Annotated in this window: 20 protein-coding genes and 1 pseudogene; 10 read left to right on the plus strand and 11 right to left on the minus strand. The window is 63.1% G+C overall.

The window, feature by feature from the left end; genetic code table 11:
- The first annotated feature begins 161 nt into the window (after nt 1-161).
- Nucleotides 162-569: a peptide-methionine (R)-S-oxide reductase MsrB gene (gene msrB, locus J2858_RS02335; RefSeq protein ID WP_210103129.1), complete on the plus strand. Its 408-nt coding sequence runs from the start codon at nt 162-164 to the stop codon at nt 567-569.
- A gap of 9 nt (nt 570-578) precedes the next feature.
- Here msrB and J2858_RS02340 read toward each other — a convergent pair whose 3' ends face one another.
- The 5 genes from J2858_RS02340 to J2858_RS02360 all read right to left on the minus strand — a co-directional run bounded on the left by J2858_RS02340 (nt 579) and on the right by J2858_RS02360 (nt 3,197).
- Entirely contained in the window at nt 579-881 is a 303-nt protein-coding gene (locus J2858_RS02340; RefSeq protein ID WP_210103130.1) for a type II toxin-antitoxin system RelE/ParE family toxin, read from the minus strand.
- On the minus strand, nt 878-1,141 hold the full coding sequence (locus J2858_RS02345; protein WP_210103131.1) for a type II toxin-antitoxin system ParD family antitoxin: 264 nt from the start codon (nt 1,139-1,141) through the stop codon (nt 878-880). Before J2858_RS02345 ends, J2858_RS02340 begins: the two co-directional genes overlap by 4 nt.
- A 209-nt stretch (nt 1,142-1,350) precedes the next feature.
- Entirely contained in the window at nt 1,351-1,854 is a 504-nt protein-coding gene (locus tag J2858_RS02350; RefSeq protein WP_210103132.1) for a GNAT family N-acetyltransferase, read from the minus strand.
- A gap of 85 nt (nt 1,855-1,939) precedes the next feature.
- The gene (gene trhA / locus J2858_RS02355; protein WP_210103133.1) at nt 1,940-2,608 is read right to left on the minus strand and encodes a PAQR family membrane homeostasis protein TrhA; all 669 of its coding nucleotides are present in this window, start codon (nt 2,606-2,608) and stop codon (nt 1,940-1,942) included.
- 178 nt (nt 2,609-2,786) lie between these two features.
- Nucleotides 2,787-3,197 (minus strand): universal stress protein, encoded by a 411-nt coding sequence (locus J2858_RS02360; RefSeq protein ID WP_210103134.1) that lies wholly within the window; start codon nt 3,195-3,197, stop codon nt 2,787-2,789.
- A 196-nt stretch (nt 3,198-3,393) separates the two neighbouring features.
- Between J2858_RS02360 and J2858_RS02365 the strand changes: the two genes are divergently transcribed.
- Nucleotides 3,394-4,263 (plus strand): VOC family protein, encoded by an 870-nt coding sequence (locus J2858_RS02365; RefSeq protein ID WP_210103135.1) that lies wholly within the window; start codon nt 3,394-3,396, stop codon nt 4,261-4,263.
- A 67-nt stretch (nt 4,264-4,330) separates the two neighbouring features.
- On the plus strand, nt 4,331-5,497 hold the full coding sequence (locus tag J2858_RS02370; protein WP_210103136.1) for an AI-2E family transporter: 1,167 nt from the start codon (nt 4,331-4,333) through the stop codon (nt 5,495-5,497).
- 89 nt (nt 5,498-5,586) lie between these two features.
- On the opposite strand, the gene J2858_RS02375 is transcribed toward J2858_RS02370, so the two are convergent.
- Nucleotides 5,587-5,976, minus strand: a complete 390-nt coding sequence (locus tag J2858_RS02375; RefSeq protein ID WP_210104101.1) for a DUF930 domain-containing protein — start codon at nt 5,974-5,976, stop codon at nt 5,587-5,589.
- A gap of 347 nt (nt 5,977-6,323) precedes the next feature.
- Between J2858_RS02375 and J2858_RS02380 the strand changes: the two genes are divergently transcribed.
- The 4 genes from J2858_RS02380 to J2858_RS02395 all read left to right on the plus strand — a co-directional run bounded on the left by J2858_RS02380 (nt 6,324) and on the right by J2858_RS02395 (nt 12,171).
- Nucleotides 6,324-7,430 (plus strand): hypothetical protein, encoded by a 1,107-nt coding sequence (locus J2858_RS02380; protein ID WP_210103137.1) that lies wholly within the window; start codon nt 6,324-6,326, stop codon nt 7,428-7,430.
- 185 nt (nt 7,431-7,615) lie between these two features.
- Nucleotides 7,616-9,721: a S9 family peptidase gene (locus tag J2858_RS02385; RefSeq protein ID WP_432443230.1), complete on the plus strand. Its 2,106-nt coding sequence runs from the start codon at nt 7,616-7,618 to the stop codon at nt 9,719-9,721.
- Between the two features lie 308 nt (nt 9,722-10,029).
- Nucleotides 10,030-11,733 carry a GGDEF domain-containing protein gene (locus tag J2858_RS02390; protein ID WP_210103139.1) on the plus strand — a complete coding sequence of 568 codons (1,704 nt, stop codon included), beginning with the start codon at nt 10,030-10,032 and terminating at the stop codon, nt 11,731-11,733.
- 159 nt (nt 11,734-11,892) lie between these two features.
- A complete protein-coding gene (locus tag J2858_RS02395) occupies nt 11,893-12,171 on the plus strand; it encodes a hypothetical protein (RefSeq protein WP_210103140.1) in 279 nt (92 codons plus the stop codon).
- 47 nt (nt 12,172-12,218) lie between these two features.
- Here J2858_RS02395 and dmeF read toward each other — a convergent pair whose 3' ends face one another.
- The 3 genes and pseudogenes from dmeF to J2858_RS02410 all read right to left on the minus strand — a co-directional run.
- On the minus strand, nt 12,219-13,343 hold the full coding sequence (gene dmeF / locus J2858_RS02400; RefSeq protein WP_210103141.1) for a CDF family Co(II)/Ni(II) efflux transporter DmeF: 1,125 nt from the start codon (nt 13,341-13,343) through the stop codon (nt 12,219-12,221).
- 60 nt (nt 13,344-13,403) lie between these two features.
- Nucleotides 13,404-13,676: a Ni(II)/Co(II)-sensing transcriptional repressor DmeR gene (gene dmeR, locus J2858_RS02405; RefSeq protein ID WP_210103142.1), complete on the minus strand. Its 273-nt coding sequence runs from the start codon at nt 13,674-13,676 to the stop codon at nt 13,404-13,406.
- 312 nt (nt 13,677-13,988) lie between these two features.
- Nucleotides 13,989-14,597: pseudogene (locus tag J2858_RS02410) on the minus strand (cation transporter); the annotation flags it as partial.
- 83 nt (nt 14,598-14,680) lie between these two features.
- Here J2858_RS02410 and J2858_RS02415 point away from each other — a divergent pair.
- Entirely contained in the window at nt 14,681-15,094 is a 414-nt protein-coding gene (locus J2858_RS02415) for a MerR family transcriptional regulator (RefSeq protein WP_210103144.1), read from the plus strand.
- A 31-nt stretch (nt 15,095-15,125) separates the two neighbouring features.
- On the opposite strand, the gene J2858_RS02420 is transcribed toward J2858_RS02415, so the two are convergent.
- Nucleotides 15,126-15,452, minus strand: a complete 327-nt coding sequence (locus J2858_RS02420) for a type II toxin-antitoxin system RelE/ParE family toxin (RefSeq protein ID WP_210103145.1) — start codon at nt 15,450-15,452, stop codon at nt 15,126-15,128.
- Nucleotides 15,452-15,733 carry a ribbon-helix-helix domain-containing protein gene (locus J2858_RS02425; protein ID WP_210103146.1) on the minus strand — a complete coding sequence of 94 codons (282 nt, stop codon included), beginning with the start codon at nt 15,731-15,733 and terminating at the stop codon, nt 15,452-15,454. Before J2858_RS02425 ends, J2858_RS02420 begins: the two co-directional genes overlap by 1 nt.
- A 266-nt stretch (nt 15,734-15,999) precedes the next feature.
- On the opposite strand from J2858_RS02425, the gene J2858_RS02430 reads away from it, so the two are divergent.
- The gene (locus tag J2858_RS02430) at nt 16,000-16,488 is read left to right on the plus strand and encodes a GNAT family N-acetyltransferase (RefSeq protein WP_432443231.1); all 489 of its coding nucleotides are present in this window, start codon (nt 16,000-16,002) and stop codon (nt 16,486-16,488) included.
- Nucleotides 16,489-16,514: 26 nt separating this feature from the next.
- Nucleotides 16,515-17,087: a type 1 glutamine amidotransferase family protein gene (locus tag J2858_RS02435; RefSeq protein ID WP_210103148.1), complete on the plus strand. Its 573-nt coding sequence runs from the start codon at nt 16,515-16,517 to the stop codon at nt 17,085-17,087.
- Nucleotide 17,088 lies beyond the last annotated feature (1 nt).

Consider the following 17,088-nt stretch of genomic DNA (forward strand, 5'->3'; position numbering starts at 1 on the left):
TCTCCGCAACCGGGCAGCGAGAGGCAACCGGACCGAGACAGCGTGACCCTACTTAAGCCAAGGGTTTGCCAGCCTCAACGCTTGTTCGATGAAAAACGACGGAAACACCACCTTTTTGATCGATCCGTGAACGCCTATATCAAGACAAACAGGAGTGACCGATGACAGACATCAACACAACCAAGGTTGAAAAGAGCGATGCGGAGTGGCGCGAACAGTTGACGCCCGAGCAATACCGCATCCTGCGTCAACAGGGCACGGAGCGAGCCTTTACGGGTCCTTACTGGAACAGCAAGGACAAGGGTCTTTACCGCTGCGCCGGCTGCGACGCGCCGCTGTTCATTTCCGATACCAAGTTCGATTCCGGCTGCGGCTGGCCAAGCTATTTTGCGCCGGTGACACCCGATGCGGTGGTGGAACTGAAGGACATGAGCCACGGCATGGTGCGCACCGAAATCCGCTGCGCCACCTGCGACGGCCATCTCGGCCACGTCTTCCCGGACGGCCCCAAACCGACCGGCCTGCGCTACTGCATAAACGGCCATTCGATGGTGTTCGAGCCGGTGTAAGGTAGCGGCTCACTCGCCTTCGCCAAACAGCATGCGGTCAATGTCACGGGCCGCATGCAGCACATGGATGATCTCGATGCGATCGGCCAGCACCCGATAGAAGATCAGGTAATTGCCGTGCGGCACGCGGCGAATGCCGCTTGCCGAATAGCGCCTGACTTCGGCAAAGCGAAAAGGCATTGTGGCGAGGCTTTCCGCCAGATCGATCAGTTCTTCGACGAAGCTCGTCGCACGGCCCGGATTTTCGTGAGCAATCGCCTGCCAGATTGTCTCCAGATCGTCTCTGGCACGATCTGAAAAGACGACCGTCATCGGGTTGTCCGGGTGACCGCGCCTTGCCGTTTCGCGCGAAAATGGGCCCGCATATCCGCAGACGCGGTGACGCGTCCGGCTTCTGCGTCGGAAATCCCCTCCGCGATGGCAGCATCAAGCTCTGAAAGACGTTTCTCCTGCATCTCCAGCAACCGGACGCCCTCCTGAAGCGCTTCGTCGCGCGAGCGAAACCGCCCTTCCCTGACGAGGGAGGCTACAAAGTCTTCCAGCGGTGGACCAAGGTCTGCCTTGATGCTCATCTTAAGCTCCTCAGAGCGCCTGGCGTCGTTTTTGACGCGCAAAGGTCGGTCCGATATTCGCACTCACGCGTCGTGTTTTCGAAAATCGATTGGATTTTCGGACCGATCCGCTGGGAGCAAGCGTAACACCAAAGGCGATGCCGTCAAAGCGCTCGTGCACCGCGCTGTTCACGCCGTCAATGAAACTACGGGACGCCTTGTCCCCCTGATCAGCCCAGCCGCTTCTCCATGCAGGTCAGATCGAGCCAGCGGCCGAACTTGGTGCCCACTTCGAAAAACGTGCCACTGGTGCGAAAGCCGAGGCTTTCGTGGAGCCTGATGGAGGCGTGGTTTTCCGCCTCGATGCAGGCCACCATCACATGGATTTGCCGCTCCGTGGCGCGCACGATCAGCGCCTGCATCAGCTGCCGGCCAAGGCCGAGGCCCCGGTGATCCTTCTCGACATAGATGGAATGCTCCACCGTATGGCGAAAGCCTTCGAAGGCCCGCCAGTCGCCATAGGAGGCGTAACCGCCAATCACCCCGTCCACCTCGGCCACCAGAACCGGAAAGCCGCGCGCCATGCGCGCCGCATACCAGTCGCGCCGGTTGTCCAGATCGACAAGCGTGTCGTTCCAGATCGCCGTCGTGTTAGCGACCGCATCATTGTAGATGTCGCGGATCGCGTCGAGATCTGCCGGGGTCGCGTCGCGGATGAGAAGGTCGGCCGCCATGGGATGTCCACTATCATTTACGGATCGTCTCCCATAGCAGACGATCCGCCCGCGCGTCCAGCGGCGTGCGGCAGAACCGCTCCGGTCAGATGGTCGGAGACGGCAGGCTGAAGCAGGTGATGACGGCCGAATAATGCACGGCGGCGGCGGCGATGACGAAGGCATGCCAGATGGCGTTCTGGAAGCGCAGCCGTTCCCACACGTGGAAAATCACGCCGAGCGAATAGATGATGCCGCCCGCCACGATCAGCCACAGCGTGATCGACGGCAGCAGTTCCGACAAGGGGGAGATCACCACCACGCCGCTCCAGCCCATGCCGAGATAGAGCAGGATCGTCAGCCGGTCGAAGCGGCCGGGAAAGACGCATTTGAGCGTGATGCCGAACAGCGCCACCGCCCAGACGAAGATCAGCATGAAGAAGACCAGCGGATCGGACGAACCGCGTTCCAGGAACGGCGTATAGGTGGCGGCGATCAGCACGAAAATCGCCGAATGATCGAAGCGTCGCAGCAGCCATTTGGTGCGCGAATGCGGCCAGATATTGTAGGTAAACGACACGGAGAGACACAGGACGAGGCCGATGCCATAGGTCCAGGCGGCAAACAACTCGCCATGGCTCGACCAGACGGTGGCATAGAAAATCAGTGCCGTTGCGCCGATCAACGCCAGCACGATGCCGATGCCGTGGACAACGCCATCGGCAACGATCTCGTGAAAATCATAGGTCCGTCCGAATCGCAACAGGTCGCTCATGAATGCCGGGTCTCCTTGCCCCCACCATGAAGGTCGGGGGCCAAAGACGCAACCGGCGCGGCGCGACCGGCGCCATCACATTCGGTAATCAGCGTTTACGACACTTCAACAGGCCGTGAGGTGTCGTTCAGGCTGTCTTCATATTACCGTCACGAAGGCTGGCGGGCATGTCTGCCGTTCAGCGCTCCACCAGCACCGAGCAGCGGGCATGGCGCACGACACGGTCGGCCGTTGCCCCGATCAGGTAGTTGGAAAAATCCGGCACATGCGAGGCGAGCATGATCAGATCGGCGTCATTGGCGGCTGCGGCGGCAAGGATTTCATGGGCCGGCGCGCCCTGCCGTATCTCCACCTGTGCCTTGAGGCCGAATTTGTCGCGCAGGGCCGTCAGCTTTGCCTGGCCATCGGCCCGCGCCTGTCCCATCAGATCGGCAGGAATGTCGATGCTGAGATAGCCGGGCACCTCCTCCACCACATTGACGAGCGTGATCTTGCCGCCCGCATCGACCAGCGTCGCCGCCTTGACGATCAGCCGCTCGGCCTTTTCCAGTTGCGCGACATCGACGGCAATGAGGATGGATTGGTACATGGTTCGCTCCCTTGACTGTATGCCGGGATCTTGCGCGCCTTGCATGTCTGCGCCTTGAGCCAAGTCAAACATCGGGAACGTCCCCGCGAAGACCGTTCTCTATTGCTGAACGATTCGTCTTCCACTTGGGATCTTCCGTGAACGACGGTGAGCGGGCATAGTCAAGGCTGACCCTCTCTCGAGTGAGACCTGCCGCATGACCGAGACCGCCGCTGCCAAAGCCTTTGCCCTCACCCGCCCTGCCCATGTCGGCACGGCCCATCTGCAGGTGACGGATCTCGACCGCACGGCCGCCTTCTATCGCCAGATCATCGGCCTGTCGGTGCTGGAGGAAGCCCCAAGCGGCACGGTGCTCGGCGTGGATGGCACGCCGCTCCTGACGCTGTCGACGGGCAAGGACGTCGCGCGCGCCCCGCGCAACGCCGCCGGCCTGTTCCACACTGCCTTCCTCGTGCCGGACCGGGCCGAGCTTGGCGCCTGGCTTGCCCATGCGGTGCATCACGGCGTGCGCCTCGACGGCGCCTCCGATCATCTGGTGAGCGAAGCGATCTACCTGTCGGACCCGGAAGGCAACGGCATCGAGATCTACCGCGACCGCGCGCCGCTCGAATGGTCCTACCAGCCGGACGGCACGGTGACCATGGCCACCAACCGGCTCGACCTGCAGGCGCTTTACGACGGCGCCCGCAAGGAGGGCTGGGCCGGCATGGCGGCGGGCACCGCCATCGGCCATATCCATCTGCAGGTGGGCGCCATTCCGGAAGCAGACGCCTTTTACCGCGACGTGCTGGGACTGAAGATCATGGCGCGCTATCCGGGCGCCAGCTTCTTTGCAACCGGCGGCTACCACCACCATGTCGCGGCCAATATCTGGAACAGCCGCGGCGCCGGCGCACGGCAGAAGACGATGAGCGGCCTTGCCGGCTACACGCTGAAATTCGAAGACAAGGCAGCGCTTGAAACAGCCCGCCAGGCGCTCGAAAAGCTGGAGGTTGCCACCAGCCGCAGCGCCGAAGGCCTCTCGCTCGTCGATCCTTGGGGGATCGGTCTCACGCTTGCCGCCTGAACCTTTCGCAGCCTCTGGAACCGCTGCAACCCTCGCGCGTTGAGGGCGCGCAAGAGGGATCCCGAACATGGCAACCATAGCGGCCCGACAGGGCAGGCAGAACGTCAAGAGCAAGCGGCGCACGATCGAGCACGAAGGTGCGCGCCAGGACGAAATCGCCGGATACAGCAGCGACACCACCGAATTCATGCCACTTGGCCGCGATGCGCTGGAAGTGGCCAAGGCCTGGGCGGTCATCGGCATTTTCCTCGTCATCGGCTTTTCCGTCATCCACCAGTTGTCGCTGGTGATGAAGCCGGTGGCGCTTGCCATCGTCATCGGCATGATCCTCGGCATGGTGGCCGACCGCATGGGCGAATTCGGCATTCCCCGCTTCGGCATCGCCCTCATCCTGTCGACGCTGGTCATGGCGTGCCTGTTTTTCCTCGCCAATGCGCTGGCCGAGCCGGTCGGCACGCTGATCCAGGACGGGCCGCGCGTCGTGCAGGAAACCCTGGATCGCGTGACACCCTTCCTGGAGCGGCATCACTGGCTGAACATCACGCCGGCAAGCTTCAACAGCGGCCCGATGTCGATGGACAAATTCCTCGAAAACAGCGGCAATGTGTTGAGCGTGCTGTCGGCCAACCTGACGCCGGCGATCGTGCAGGGCCTGATCTTCTTTGCCGCCCTGCTGCTCTTCCTCTATGGACGCCTGCGCCTGCGCCGCACCATCATCATGGCCTTTCCGACGCGCCGCCAGCGCCTGCTCGCCATCCGCATCTTCAATGCGGTGGAAGAAGTGCTCGGCTATTATTTTGCCACCGCCAGCATGATGTATCTCGGGCTTGGCGTGGTCATGACGCTGATTGCCTATGCGGGCGGGCTTGCCATGCCGCTGCTCTGGGGCGTCTTTGCCTTCCTGTCGAGCTTCATCCCGTTTCTCGGCATTACCGTGATGACGCTGTCGGTTGCGATTGCCGGCATCATCACCCATGACACGCTGATCATCGGGCTTCTGCCGGCAGCCATATTCTTCCTCGTCCACCTGGTGATGGAAAACCTGCTGTTTCCGGCCGTCATGGGCCGCCAATGGGAAATCAATCCCTTCGTGGTCTTCGTCGGCATCCTGTTCTGGACCTGGATGTGGGGAGCCGTCGGCGCCATGCTCGCCCTTCCCATCCTGCTCATCATGATGACCATGTTCAACGAGCTGTTTCCCGACCGCAAGACCGTGCCGCAACTGCCGGCCTGAGACGGCAGACCTCTCGACGACAAAGCCCGGCGATCCAGATGGACCGCCGGGCTTTCGTTTTGCGTGCCCCTGCCTGAGGCGGCAGATGCTCAATCGTAGAGATAATATTCCGGCCACTGGTCGCGCGGAATTTTCGAACCCACCTTGTAGTCGAAGGTGGTAATCGCCAGGCCATCATTGGCCGTCTGGCACTTGTATTTCAGGCGATACCAGTCGCCGCCGCTGCGGAACACCGCACCGGGCGCGCGGATCAGGTCGCCTTTTTCGATCGTGTCGCCAAACGTGTAGGCGATCACCTTGTCGGGCTTGAAGCCGGCTTCCTCCTTGGCGATGCGGTTCATCGCTTCGATATCGCACCGCTGCTCGCGCCGCTCCTCCGGCGTCAGGGCATCGAGCTGACGGGCAATGCGGCTGTCGATGGCATGGGCTGGAAGGGCTGCAAAAGATGCGATCGTCAGGAGGACGATCCTTGCGGTCATTGTCATGGCATTCTCATCCAATAGAGGTCGGACGCGGGGGAAACTAGGAAAGCGATGGCCGCTTGACCACCCACCGGAGCGAGAATTCCCGCCTTGACACCCGCTTTGCACCGGAAACTGCAAGAGGTCCGGCAGAGCCCGCTTACGGCGCGCCGCCAGCTCGGACAGCCGGACGACACGTCTTATTTCAGCCGAATGGAATACAAAGACGGCCATATTGAGATCGCCGGTCGCGCCTCTATATGCCGCCGCTCCTGCCTTTGCACACAACCGCCCGGCTGCCGTTGAGGCCGGGTCATGCCGTTCTCGCGGGGACTTTTCCCTGCCGCATATTCGTGGCCAGACCAATGACAGTTCACATTCCGGACCTTCCCTCGCGCCCGCTGCGGCTCAACCGCAGCGCTGTTTCCATCCCCCTTGCCAGCTATTTCGCGACGCCCGTGCTCATCGTGATCATCGTCTTCATGGTCCTGAGCGAAGGCCCGGGCCTGCTGCGCGATTACGAGATCAGCCGCAATCCTGTCGTCGTCGAGGATGCAACCATCGTCGACGGCAAATGCACGACGCGCAAGGCGGTCTTCACCACCTGCAAGGCGGCCCTCGTCTATGACCGGGACGGGAAGCGTCACGAAAGCGATGTGGAGATCATGTTCGTCGATCTCCATTCCGGCGATTACGAGACGGAGGTGGTGGTCTCCGGCGACAATCCGGCGCTGGCCACCTTGAGCCTTGGTCTCGACAAGCTGGCAAACCGCGCCATCAGCTTCGCGATCCTGCTGTTCCTGCTGGTGTTCGGCATCATCGCGCTTGTGCTGCAGACGTTGCGCGCAGCCGCGACACGTCGGCGCATCGCAACACCGGCCCGGCTCACACCCATCCCGGTGCTCCTCACCTCCGTGCAGCGCAAGAACGGGCGCCTTGCGGTGGCCTATGCCGACCGGCTGGCGGTGGACAAGACCGGCCGGGTCGCCAATACCCGGTTCGCGCGGGGCGAGGAGCCGTTGATCATCGGCGAGGAGGGCAACACGCCGGTGGCGCTTGCCGTGCGCCATCCGGCAGCGCCGCTTCCCGTTCTCCTCGACAGCGACCTTGAGCGCATCGACCTCACGGACCAGGAGCGCAGCGCCCTCATCGGCGCCGAAGAGATCGGCGACACGGCCGAACAGCCGGTGCAACTGTCGCAGACGAAGCAGTACCGCAAGCCGGGCCAGACGATCGGCCAGCGCATCGGCGTGTTTTTTGGCGTCCTCCTGATGATCTTCGTCGGCGTCATCGGCTACTGGCTCTGGTATGTGCTGGCTTCGCCCTCGCAGTTCAATTCGCCGGGCATGGATCTCAACCACATGATGCCCGCGCCGATCAACCGCTGGGGCTGCGAGCGGCTGCAGAGCCGGTTCGGCTCCGAGCGGGCGCCCTTCGGCTGCACCGCGCCCGATCACATGAACTGGAAGTAACGCGAAATGCCGGCCTCCCGCACCTTCATGAAAGCCGGAGGCCGGCAGCCGCCGCGCTTGAAAAAAATCTCCTTACCCGACACAGCCGGCCATGCTTTTGGCCGGCGGCGGCAGCGGGCGCCTTGCCCTTCGTGTCCGCCCCGCCTATCTCTGGCTCTCCCGATCCCCTGATGCCGGAGTGTCCCTTGGCCCGTTCCAAAGCCGTTTTCCAGAACCTCCCCACCCCGCCGAATGCCCCGAAGAAGCCGGTGAGCGATACCCATCACGGGATCACCCGCACCGATGACTATGCCTGGATGCGCGCCGACAACTGGCAGGCCATGTTCAAGGATCCGAGCCTGCTCGATCCAGCGATCCGCGCCCATCTGGAGGCGGAAAACGCCCATATGGAAGCAGCACTCGGCGATACCCAAGATCTGCAGAAGACGCTGTTTGCCGAGATGAAGGGCCGCATCAAGGAGGATGACAGCTCGGTTCCGATGAAGGATGGGCCCTATGCCTATGGCACGCTGTTTGTGACCGGCGGCGAGCAGGCACATTACTTCCGCACCCCGCGCGACGGTGGCGACCGCGAACTGCTGCTCGACGGCGACCGCGAGGCTGCGGGCAAGGATTATTTCCGCCTGTCCGGCATCGACCATTCCTCCAACCATGCGCTCGGCATCTGGGGTTATGACGACAAGGGTTCGGAATATTTCACCCTGCGGGTGCGTGACCTTTCGACCGGAGAGGATCTGCCGGATGTCATCGAAAACACCGCCGGCGGCGGCGTCTGGGCGCCCGATGGCAAAAGCTTCTTCTATACGCTGCAGGACGAGAACCACCGCCCGTCCAAGGTTTTCCATCACATTATCGGTGAGCCGCAATCGGCCGACCGACTGGTGTTCGAGGAAACCGATCCGGGCTTCTTCATGGGCGTCGGCGGCTCGCTGCTCGACGATGTCATCTATATCGACATCCACGACCACGAGACGTCGGAATACCGCATTCTCTCGACAAAGGACCTGACCGCCGAACCGCTTCTTGTCGCCGAGCGCGAAGAGGGCATCGAATATTCGTTGACCGAGGGCGGCGATGTCTTCTACATCCTCACCAATGCCGATGGCGCCAAGGACTTCAAGATCGTCGAGGCCCCCTTCGAGGCGCCGGGCAAGGAGAACTGGACGGATCTGGTGGCGCACGAGCCGGGCCGGCTGATCCTTTCCCACATGGCCTTTGCCCGCCACCTCGTCTGGCTGGAACGCCGCGACGGCCTGCCGCGCATCGTCGTCCGCGACCGCCGGAGCGGTGAGGAACATTCGATCGCCTTTGCCGAAGAGGCCTATTCGCTCGGCCTGTCGGGCGCTGCCGAATACGATACCGACGTCATCCGCTTTTCCTATTCCTCGATGACGACGCCCTCGCAGCTCTTCGACTACGACATGGCCACGCGCCAGCGCACGCTTTTGAAGACGCAGGAAGTGCCCTCGGGCCACAATCCGGACGACTATGTGACGCGCCGGGTGATGGCGACATCGCATGACGGCGCGCTGGTGCCCGTCTCGCTGCTCTACCGCAAGGACACGCCCCTCGACGGCTCCGCGCCCTGCCTGCTCTATGGCTACGGCGCCTATGGAATCAGCATTCCCGCCTCGTTTTCCACCAACAACCTGTCGCTCGCCGATCGAGGCTTCGTCTATGCCATCGCCCATGTGCGCGGCGGCAAGGACAAGGGGTTTTCCTGGTACGAAGACGGCAAGATGGCGTTGAAGGAAAACACCTTCAAGGACTTCATTGCCGCAGCCGACCATCTCGTGGCGCAGCGCTTTACCGCTTATGACCAGATCATCGCCGAGGGCGGTTCTGCCGGCGGCATGCTGATGGGGGCGATTGCCAACATGGCGCCGGAAAAATTCGCCGGCATCATCGCCGCCGTCCCCTTTGTCGATGTGCTCACCACCATGCTGGACGACACGCTGCCGCTGACGCCGCCGGAATGGCCGGAATGGGGAAATCCGCTCGAATCAGAAGAGGAATACCGCTGGATCGCGGCCTACTCGCCCTATGACAACGTAGGAACAAAATCCTACCCGCCCATTCTCGCCATTTCCGGGCTCACCGATCCGCGCGTGACCTACTGGGAACCGACGAAGTGGGTGGCCAAGCTGCGGGAAAAGGCCCCAGAGGCTGGCCCCTACCTGCTGAAGACCAACATGGCGGCAGGCCATGGCGGAAAATCCGGCCGCTTCCAGCGGCTGGAGGAAATCGCCTTCGAATATGCCTTTGCCCTGAAGGTCGCCGGCCGGATGTAATCCGGACCACAGCAGCCGGTGGCGCCCGCCACCGGCCGAACCGCCGAACGACCATTTTCTTGCACCGGGACAGGTGGCTGCGGCCACCCGTCCGCCCTGAGACACACGCCCTACGCTTGGCTGACGACCTGTCTGCAACCTTGCCGATCCGGCACCCTGTGCCGCAAGGACACCTGTCTTGACACAGCCATCGCCGAGGCATGTACTCGGCGACGTTCCAACAAATCATGCAGTGATTCATCGGTCGTGCTATAGGGCTGGCAAGACACGGCCGGATCAACGGTTGGGCAAGGGCGGGGTTCAAGGTTTTGGGTGGTGTTTCGATCTGGCTGCTTGTCGCAGCGATCGTGATGGGCTTGGTGATCATTGCCGGCACACTGCGTGCGCCGAATGCACCGGGGCGCAAGGCCTTTGCCCTGTCGATCCTGATGGCGCTCTGGTGGATGAGCTGCGTCCTGCTGCGCCACAGCGTCGAGGATTTTTCGACCAAGCTCTTGCTCCTGAAGCTCACCTGGCTCGGCATCGCGGGCACGCCGCTGTTCTGGTCCCTGAGCTTCCTGGCCTATGCGCGCGGCCGTGATTCGGAAAAGCCGTGGCAGCTGCTGGCCATTGCCGTCACCGCGGTCTTCTTCTGCGTCATGGCGCTGACCAATGACTGGCACCATGGGCTTTACCGCGAACTGATCGATCCGGCCAGCATGCGATACCGCCACGGCTGGGTCTATTCGCTGGCCATGCTGGTGGCCTATTCCGCCATGGCGATCTCCTGCTGTTCCGGCATCGTACTGACCTTGCGCTCGCGCGGCATTCATCGCTGGCAGCTCTGGGCGCTTTTGATGTCGGCGCTGTTACCGCTAACGGCCAATGTGTCCTACACGGCCTATGGCTTCATGCTGTTCAACGACGACCCGACGCCCTTCGTGTTTGCCGGTACCGGTGCCTTCATGCTGGGGGCGCAGCTGTTCGGCCGGCTGTTCGTGCTGCCGCCCATCGGCCGGGATGCCATCTTTGCGCTTCTGCCCGATCCGGTGATCGTGCTGGACGAGGCGGGGCGCATTCTGGAACTCAACCCCGCGGCGGCAAGCCTGCCCGGAATTCCGGCCCAGCCGATCGGCAAGTTCCTGCGCGAACCTTTTGAAATCACCCGCTTTCTCTTCACCCTTGCCAACGGCGACGGCGAACGCCACGAGCTGAAACTCTCCAGCAATGGCTGCACTTACGAGCTCTCCTGCCATTCGCTGAGGCCCTGGGGCCGCATCGGCGGGCGCATGCTGGTGATGCGTGACATTTCGCTGCGCAAGGCCGACCAGATGCGGCTTGCCGATCTGTCACGCGATCTGGAGGAGCGGCTTTCGGACAATCTGCGCCTGCAGGCGCTGTTGCGCGAAGAGGCCATCCGCGACCATCTGACCGGACTTTACAACCGCCGCCATGCCCAGGACATTCTGCCGGCGGCGATGCGACAGCCTGTCGAGCCGGCGCCGGCAGGCATGCAAGCGGCCGCGTCTCCGCTGCTGGCCCTTGCCATTGTCGACATCGATCACTTCAAGTCGTTCAACGACCGCTTCGGCCACCAGACCGGCGACCAGGTGCTGCAGGTGTTTGCACGCCTTCTGCAGGAGAAGCTCGGGCCCCTCGACAGCCTGTTTCGCTGGGGCGGCGAGGAATTTCTGGTGCTGATGCCGCAGACCAGCCGGCTTGAGGTGGAAGCGCGCTGCGCGCAGTGGAAGGCAAGCCTTGCCCGGACAAGCCTTGCCGGTCTCGACGATGCGAAGCTGACCTTCTCCGCCGGCATATTCCTCTCTGCCGGCGGCGCAACCAGCATGGACGAGGCCGTGAAGGCCGCAGATCTGGCGCTTTACCGCGCCAAGGCGACGGGACGCGATTGCTACTGCATCCATGGCGATGAAGAACCGGCCGCCGAGCCGGTGTGCGGCCCGGCTTTGTCCGTGGTGCCGGCACTCGCCATGATAAACGACGATGCCGCAGCCACCCTTGCCGCATCCGGCTGATCGCCCGCCCCTCACCGATCTTGGCGAAGCAGGCCGCGCAACCGTCAGAAGCGAGCGCCTGTCAATGGCCGCTTCCTTGAGTTTGCGAGCACCCGCAAGCCTCGCACAAGCTTGATCCATTAACACATTCTTAACGATAACAACCACGGACAGACCGCCATGCAGATTGACAGCGGACTGAGCGGGTATGGATATTCCGGGCGAACCTATGGTGTCGACCGCCGGACCGAAGAACCCGCACAAAGCCAGCCGGAAACGCGCAAGCGTTCCGCCTCAGCGCTCACCGGCAGCAGCACGCTTCTGTCGTCCTCGCTGTCCAACGCGCTTTGGATGGTGGAAAACGCGCGTGCCGGAACGGATGCGCCCGACGCCTCCCCGATCCACCAGGCCCCTGCGCCATCGGTGGCGCAGGTGGAAGACGTCTATTCCGAATTCTGACTGAAGACAGGCCTTGGCGGATACCAGTCTCCCCGGCCTGCGGCGCGTCATCCCGGCTGCAGGACCCCACCGGCCGGCACGCCACCAACCTCCCCATCGTCTGAAATCCGCGTCACCTCCACGGTGACATGCGACAGGCTTTGGAGATCCCGCAGCCTTTCCTTGTAGACTGAAGGCTGCAGCGGTTCGCGGGCGCAGACCGCAAGAATGGCCGCGTGATGGCCCGGCCCCACCTGCCAGACGTGCAGGTCCGTGAGCCTCACATCGGGATTTTCCACGCGGGCGCGGATCTGGTCGGCAAGCCTGCCTTTTCCCGGCACGGCATCAAGCAGAACCGACGACGTATCGCGCACCAGCCCGAAGGACCAGCGGGCAATCACCAGCCCGCCGACAATGCCCATCACCGGATCAAGCCAGATCCAGCCATAGGCGCGCCCGGCAAACAGCGCGACGATCGCCAGAACCGAGGTCAGCGCATCCGCCAGCACATGCAGATAGGCCGCCCGCAGATTGTTGTCGCCAGCCCTGGCGGCGCCATGGTGGCCGTGATGACCGTGATGACCGTGATGACCGTGATGGCCGTGGTGGCCGTGGTGGCCGCCGTGATCGCGGTGTGGGGCGGACGCATGAGGATCATCGGCGTGGTCGTGGGCGTGATCTTCGGCGTGGCCGTGATGATGGGCATGATCGTCCTTCAGCAGCCAGGCGCTCACAAGGTTGACGCCAAGCCCGAGGGCGGCGACGATAATGGCCTGATTGAATTCGATGGCCACCGGATCGGCGAGCCGCACCAGGCTTTCGCCGGCAATCAGAAGCGCAATCAGGGCCAGCACGACGGCGCTCGCAAAACCCGCCAGATCTCCCAGCTTGCCGGTGCCGAAGGTGAAGCGGCCGCTCTCAGCCTCGCGCCGCGCATACCAGTAGGCAAGCGCTGCAATCAGCATGGCGCCGGCATGGGTGGACATGTGCCAGCCATCGGCCAGCAGCGCCATGGAGCCGAACAGCGTGCCGGCGACGATTTCCGCCACCATCATCGTGGTGGTGAGCCCGATCACCAGCCAGACCTTTTTGGCATTGCGGTCATGGTCGTCGCCCAGGAAGACGTGGTCGTGGGACGCGGGATCGAACTTCCGGGAGGCTTCCGGCCGGTGCGTGTGCGGGGTGGAGTTCATGGGCAGTTCTCCGGACATGAGCGCGGATTGAATGGGTGAGGTTCGGGCGCGGACAGGGCGTCAGCGGATATAGCTGCGCAATGCGGCGGCCAGTTCCTCGGCAGCATGGGCCCGCTCGACCTCGTCGCCAGCATGCAGCACATGCTCGTGCAGATGCGCCTGCATCACCTCGCCGGTGAGACCGTTCAGCGCGCCGCGAATGGAGGCGAGCAGCTGCAGCACCTCCCCGCACGGCTTTTCCGCTTCGAGCGCCCGCTCCACGGCCTCCATCTGGCCCTTCAGGCGGCGCACACGCGCCAGAAGCTTTTCGCCATCGCGAATGGTGTGGGACATGCGGCCTCTCCAATAATATACCCCCCTACCCTATCAGCCCGATCAGACCGCGCAAGGATTTTCTCCTCACCCGCACACGGCAACGCCTCCCCCGATGAGGAGAGGCGCCGGCTGCCGGGGCAAAGCTGATCAGTGTTGGTGGGCGTGGCCGTCACGGCCGGCACGCGCGTGACCTGAATGATCGTGGCTGGCGTGATCGTGGGTGGCATGATCGTGGCCGGAATGATCATGACCGGCGCAGCAGGCATCGGCATGGCCGGCAGACTCGCTGCCATGGTCATGCGGATCGAGATTCGGGTCGATGCTGCCCTTGGCTGTCCACTCTGCCCAGGACTGGCGCACGATCTGCACCGCCGAGGTCAGGAAAAGCCCGGCCATGACGCCGGCAACCACGAGATCCGGCCAGGCAGACGCCGTGCCCCAGACGCCTGTTGCCGCCAGCATGACGACGACATTGCCGATTGCATCGTTGCGCGAGCAGAGCCAGACGGAGCGCACATTGGCATCGCCATCCTTGTAGTTGATGAGCAGCAGCACGCTGAGCAGGTTGGCGGCGAGCGCCAGAAAGCCGATGACGCCCATCACTTCCGCCTGCGGCACCCCCACCGCAAAGACGCGGTAGACGGTCGATCCGAACACCCACAGGCCGATGAAGAACAGGCTCGCACCCTTGGCGGCGGCGGCCAGCGTGCGCACCTTGAGAGACGCGCCGATCACCGCAAGCGAGATGCCGTAGGTGACGGCATCGGCAAAGAAATCCAGCGCATCGGCCTGCAGCGCCTGCGAGCGGGCCATGTGGCCGGCCGTCATTTCGACGAAGAACATCGCCGCATTGATGATGATGACCGCCCAGAGGCGGCGCCGATAATCATCGGAAAGCCCCTCGAACGTGCCGTGATGATGCCCGCAGGACGCACTCATGATGTCACCTTTTGCTTGATCTCTCGTGGTGACAGCCTACATAATTGCTCTAGCCACTAGAGGTTCAAGCGGAATTTTTAAAAATGCTGTCGATTGGCGAACTTTCCAAACGCACCGGCGTCAAGGTGCCCACCATCCGCTACTATGAGCAGATGGGACTGCTGGCCGCGGTCGAACGCTCCGGCGGCAACCAGCGCCGCTATAGCCGCACGGATCTCGAACGGCTGGCCTTCATCCGCCATGCCCGCGACTTAGGCTTCGAGATCGAGCGCATCCGCGAACTGATCGCACTTAGCAACCACCCGAAGGACGCCTGTGAGGGCGCCGACCGCATCGCGCTTGCGCATCTCTCAGACGTGCGCGACAAGATCGACCGGCTGAAGAAGCTGGAACACGAGCTGGAACGCATCGTCTCCCACTGCTCCGGCCACACGGTGGAGGATTGCTATGTGATCCGCGCGCTGTCGGATCATGGCCTGTGCGACCACGAGCATTGAGGGTGAGCGGGGAAACGACACAGGCTGCGTCCTATTCGTCCTCCACCTCGTCCGGCCGATAAAGCGCCTCGAAATCCCGCCCGCCATAGAAGACATTGGTGATCTGAACGCAGTCCTCCCGCACGACATAGGCGATCACGGCCGAGTGCTCGAACGGAACGGTCCTGAGTCCGGGCGCCAGATCGTCCCGCAGGCGGCCACCGCGCGGCGCGTCGCCGATCTTGCGGCATCGTGCCATGATGCGCTCGACAAAACCTTTGGCAGTATGGGCGTTCCGGCTGAGTTCCACGACAGCGTCATAGATGTCGCGAATGTCATCCAGCGCCTCGGCGCGATAAACGACAGGCAAACGCTGCATCAGCGTGCGGCGCGACCGCGCGCTTGCATGTGGCGTAAAATCTGCTGCTCCGCATCAGCGCAATCCACCACGGGACGCGGATCCTGCAGCGAGCGGGCAATCCGGGCGCGGATCTCAGACAGTGCATCGGACCGGCTGTCACGTGCAGGATCAGGTAACTGGCGCACGGCATCTTCCACGGCCTCGCTGATCGAGGCGTAATGCCCGGCGTCGACGTGCTCCTGAAGCTTGGACAGCGTATCGGCTGCGATGTCGATGCTGAGTTTGTGCGTCGAGGCCATGTCCGGTTCTCCCCATCTCTGCCTGATGGTAACACAAAGGCGTTGTCGGCAAAATGGCTCCCTCAAACTCCCCCTTGACATCCGCCCTAATCCGGCGCATCCATCCCGTCATGATGATCGTACACGCACCCATCGCTGCCATGTATTTTTGGGCCTACCGGTAACGGGCGGCTCGGACAGATCACAATGTCAACAAGCCGCCGTCAGGCGGCTTTGTTGTTTCAAGACGGCACCTGACGGCACGAATGAACCAGAGGATGCCGCACATGCCTGAAGATACCGAAATTTCGCTGATCCGCCCGCCCGTGGTCAACATCCGGGCGGCCAAGCCGCGTGACCTGCCGCAACTGAACGAGATGATTGCGCTTCTCGCAGCCCATCACGGCGATGCCGCCGCCATGACGCCGGAAACGCTGGAGCGCGACCTGTTCGGCTCCCATCCCTGGATCCAGGCGCTGGTGGCCGATACCGGCTCGGAGCTCATCGGCTATGCCATTCTCGTGCCGCTCTACCGCGCCCAGGAGGGCAAGCGCGGCATGGACCTGCACCATCTCTTCGTGCGCGACGGCCATCGCGGCCACGGCATCGGCCAGCATCTGGTCAACCGGGCGCGCGATTGTGCAAGGGCACTGGGCTGCGGCTACCTGTCGGTGAGCGCCGCCACCGGCAATTTCGCCGCCCATCGCTTCTACGAGCAGATGGATTTCACCGCGCGCCCGGTCACGGGCATGCGCTTCCTGCAGGCGCTCGCCTGAACGTCGATACCCCCCAGGAGGACGACATGACACGGATTGCGATTGCCCTGACGCCCGACTATGCGGATTGGGAAATCGGGCTGCTGACCGCCGTTGCCCGCAGCTTTCTCGGCACCGATATCCTCACCGCCTCGCCGGACGGTGCGCCACTCACCTCGATGGGCGGCTTGCGGGTGACGCCCGACCTTGCCTATCGCGACCTGGCAGTGGGCAACTTCGACGCGCTGGTCCTTCCGGGCGGCATGAGCTGGGAAAAGGGCACCGCACCGGATCTTTCCGAACTGGTCGCGGCCTTTGCCCAGCGCAAGGCCGTCATCGGCGGCATCTGTGCTGCCGCAAGCGCGCTTGCCGGCACCGGCCTCCTCAATGACGTGGCCCATACCGGCAACGCCCTCTTGGCCCACAAGGCCTATCCCGCCTACCGGGGCGAGGCGCTTTACCGCGACCAGCCGCAGGCCGTCAGCGATCAGGGCATCATCACCGCTCCCGGCACCTCTCCCTTCACCTTTGCCGTGGAAATCCTGAAAGCGCTCGATCTTTGGACGCCGGATGCGCAAGCGGAAATGGTGGGCTTTTCCGCCGAGCATCATCCGGGCTGAT

The organism is Neorhizobium galegae, assembly GCF_017877135.1.
GTDB lineage: Bacteria > Pseudomonadota > Alphaproteobacteria > Rhizobiales > Rhizobiaceae > Neorhizobium > Neorhizobium galegae_A.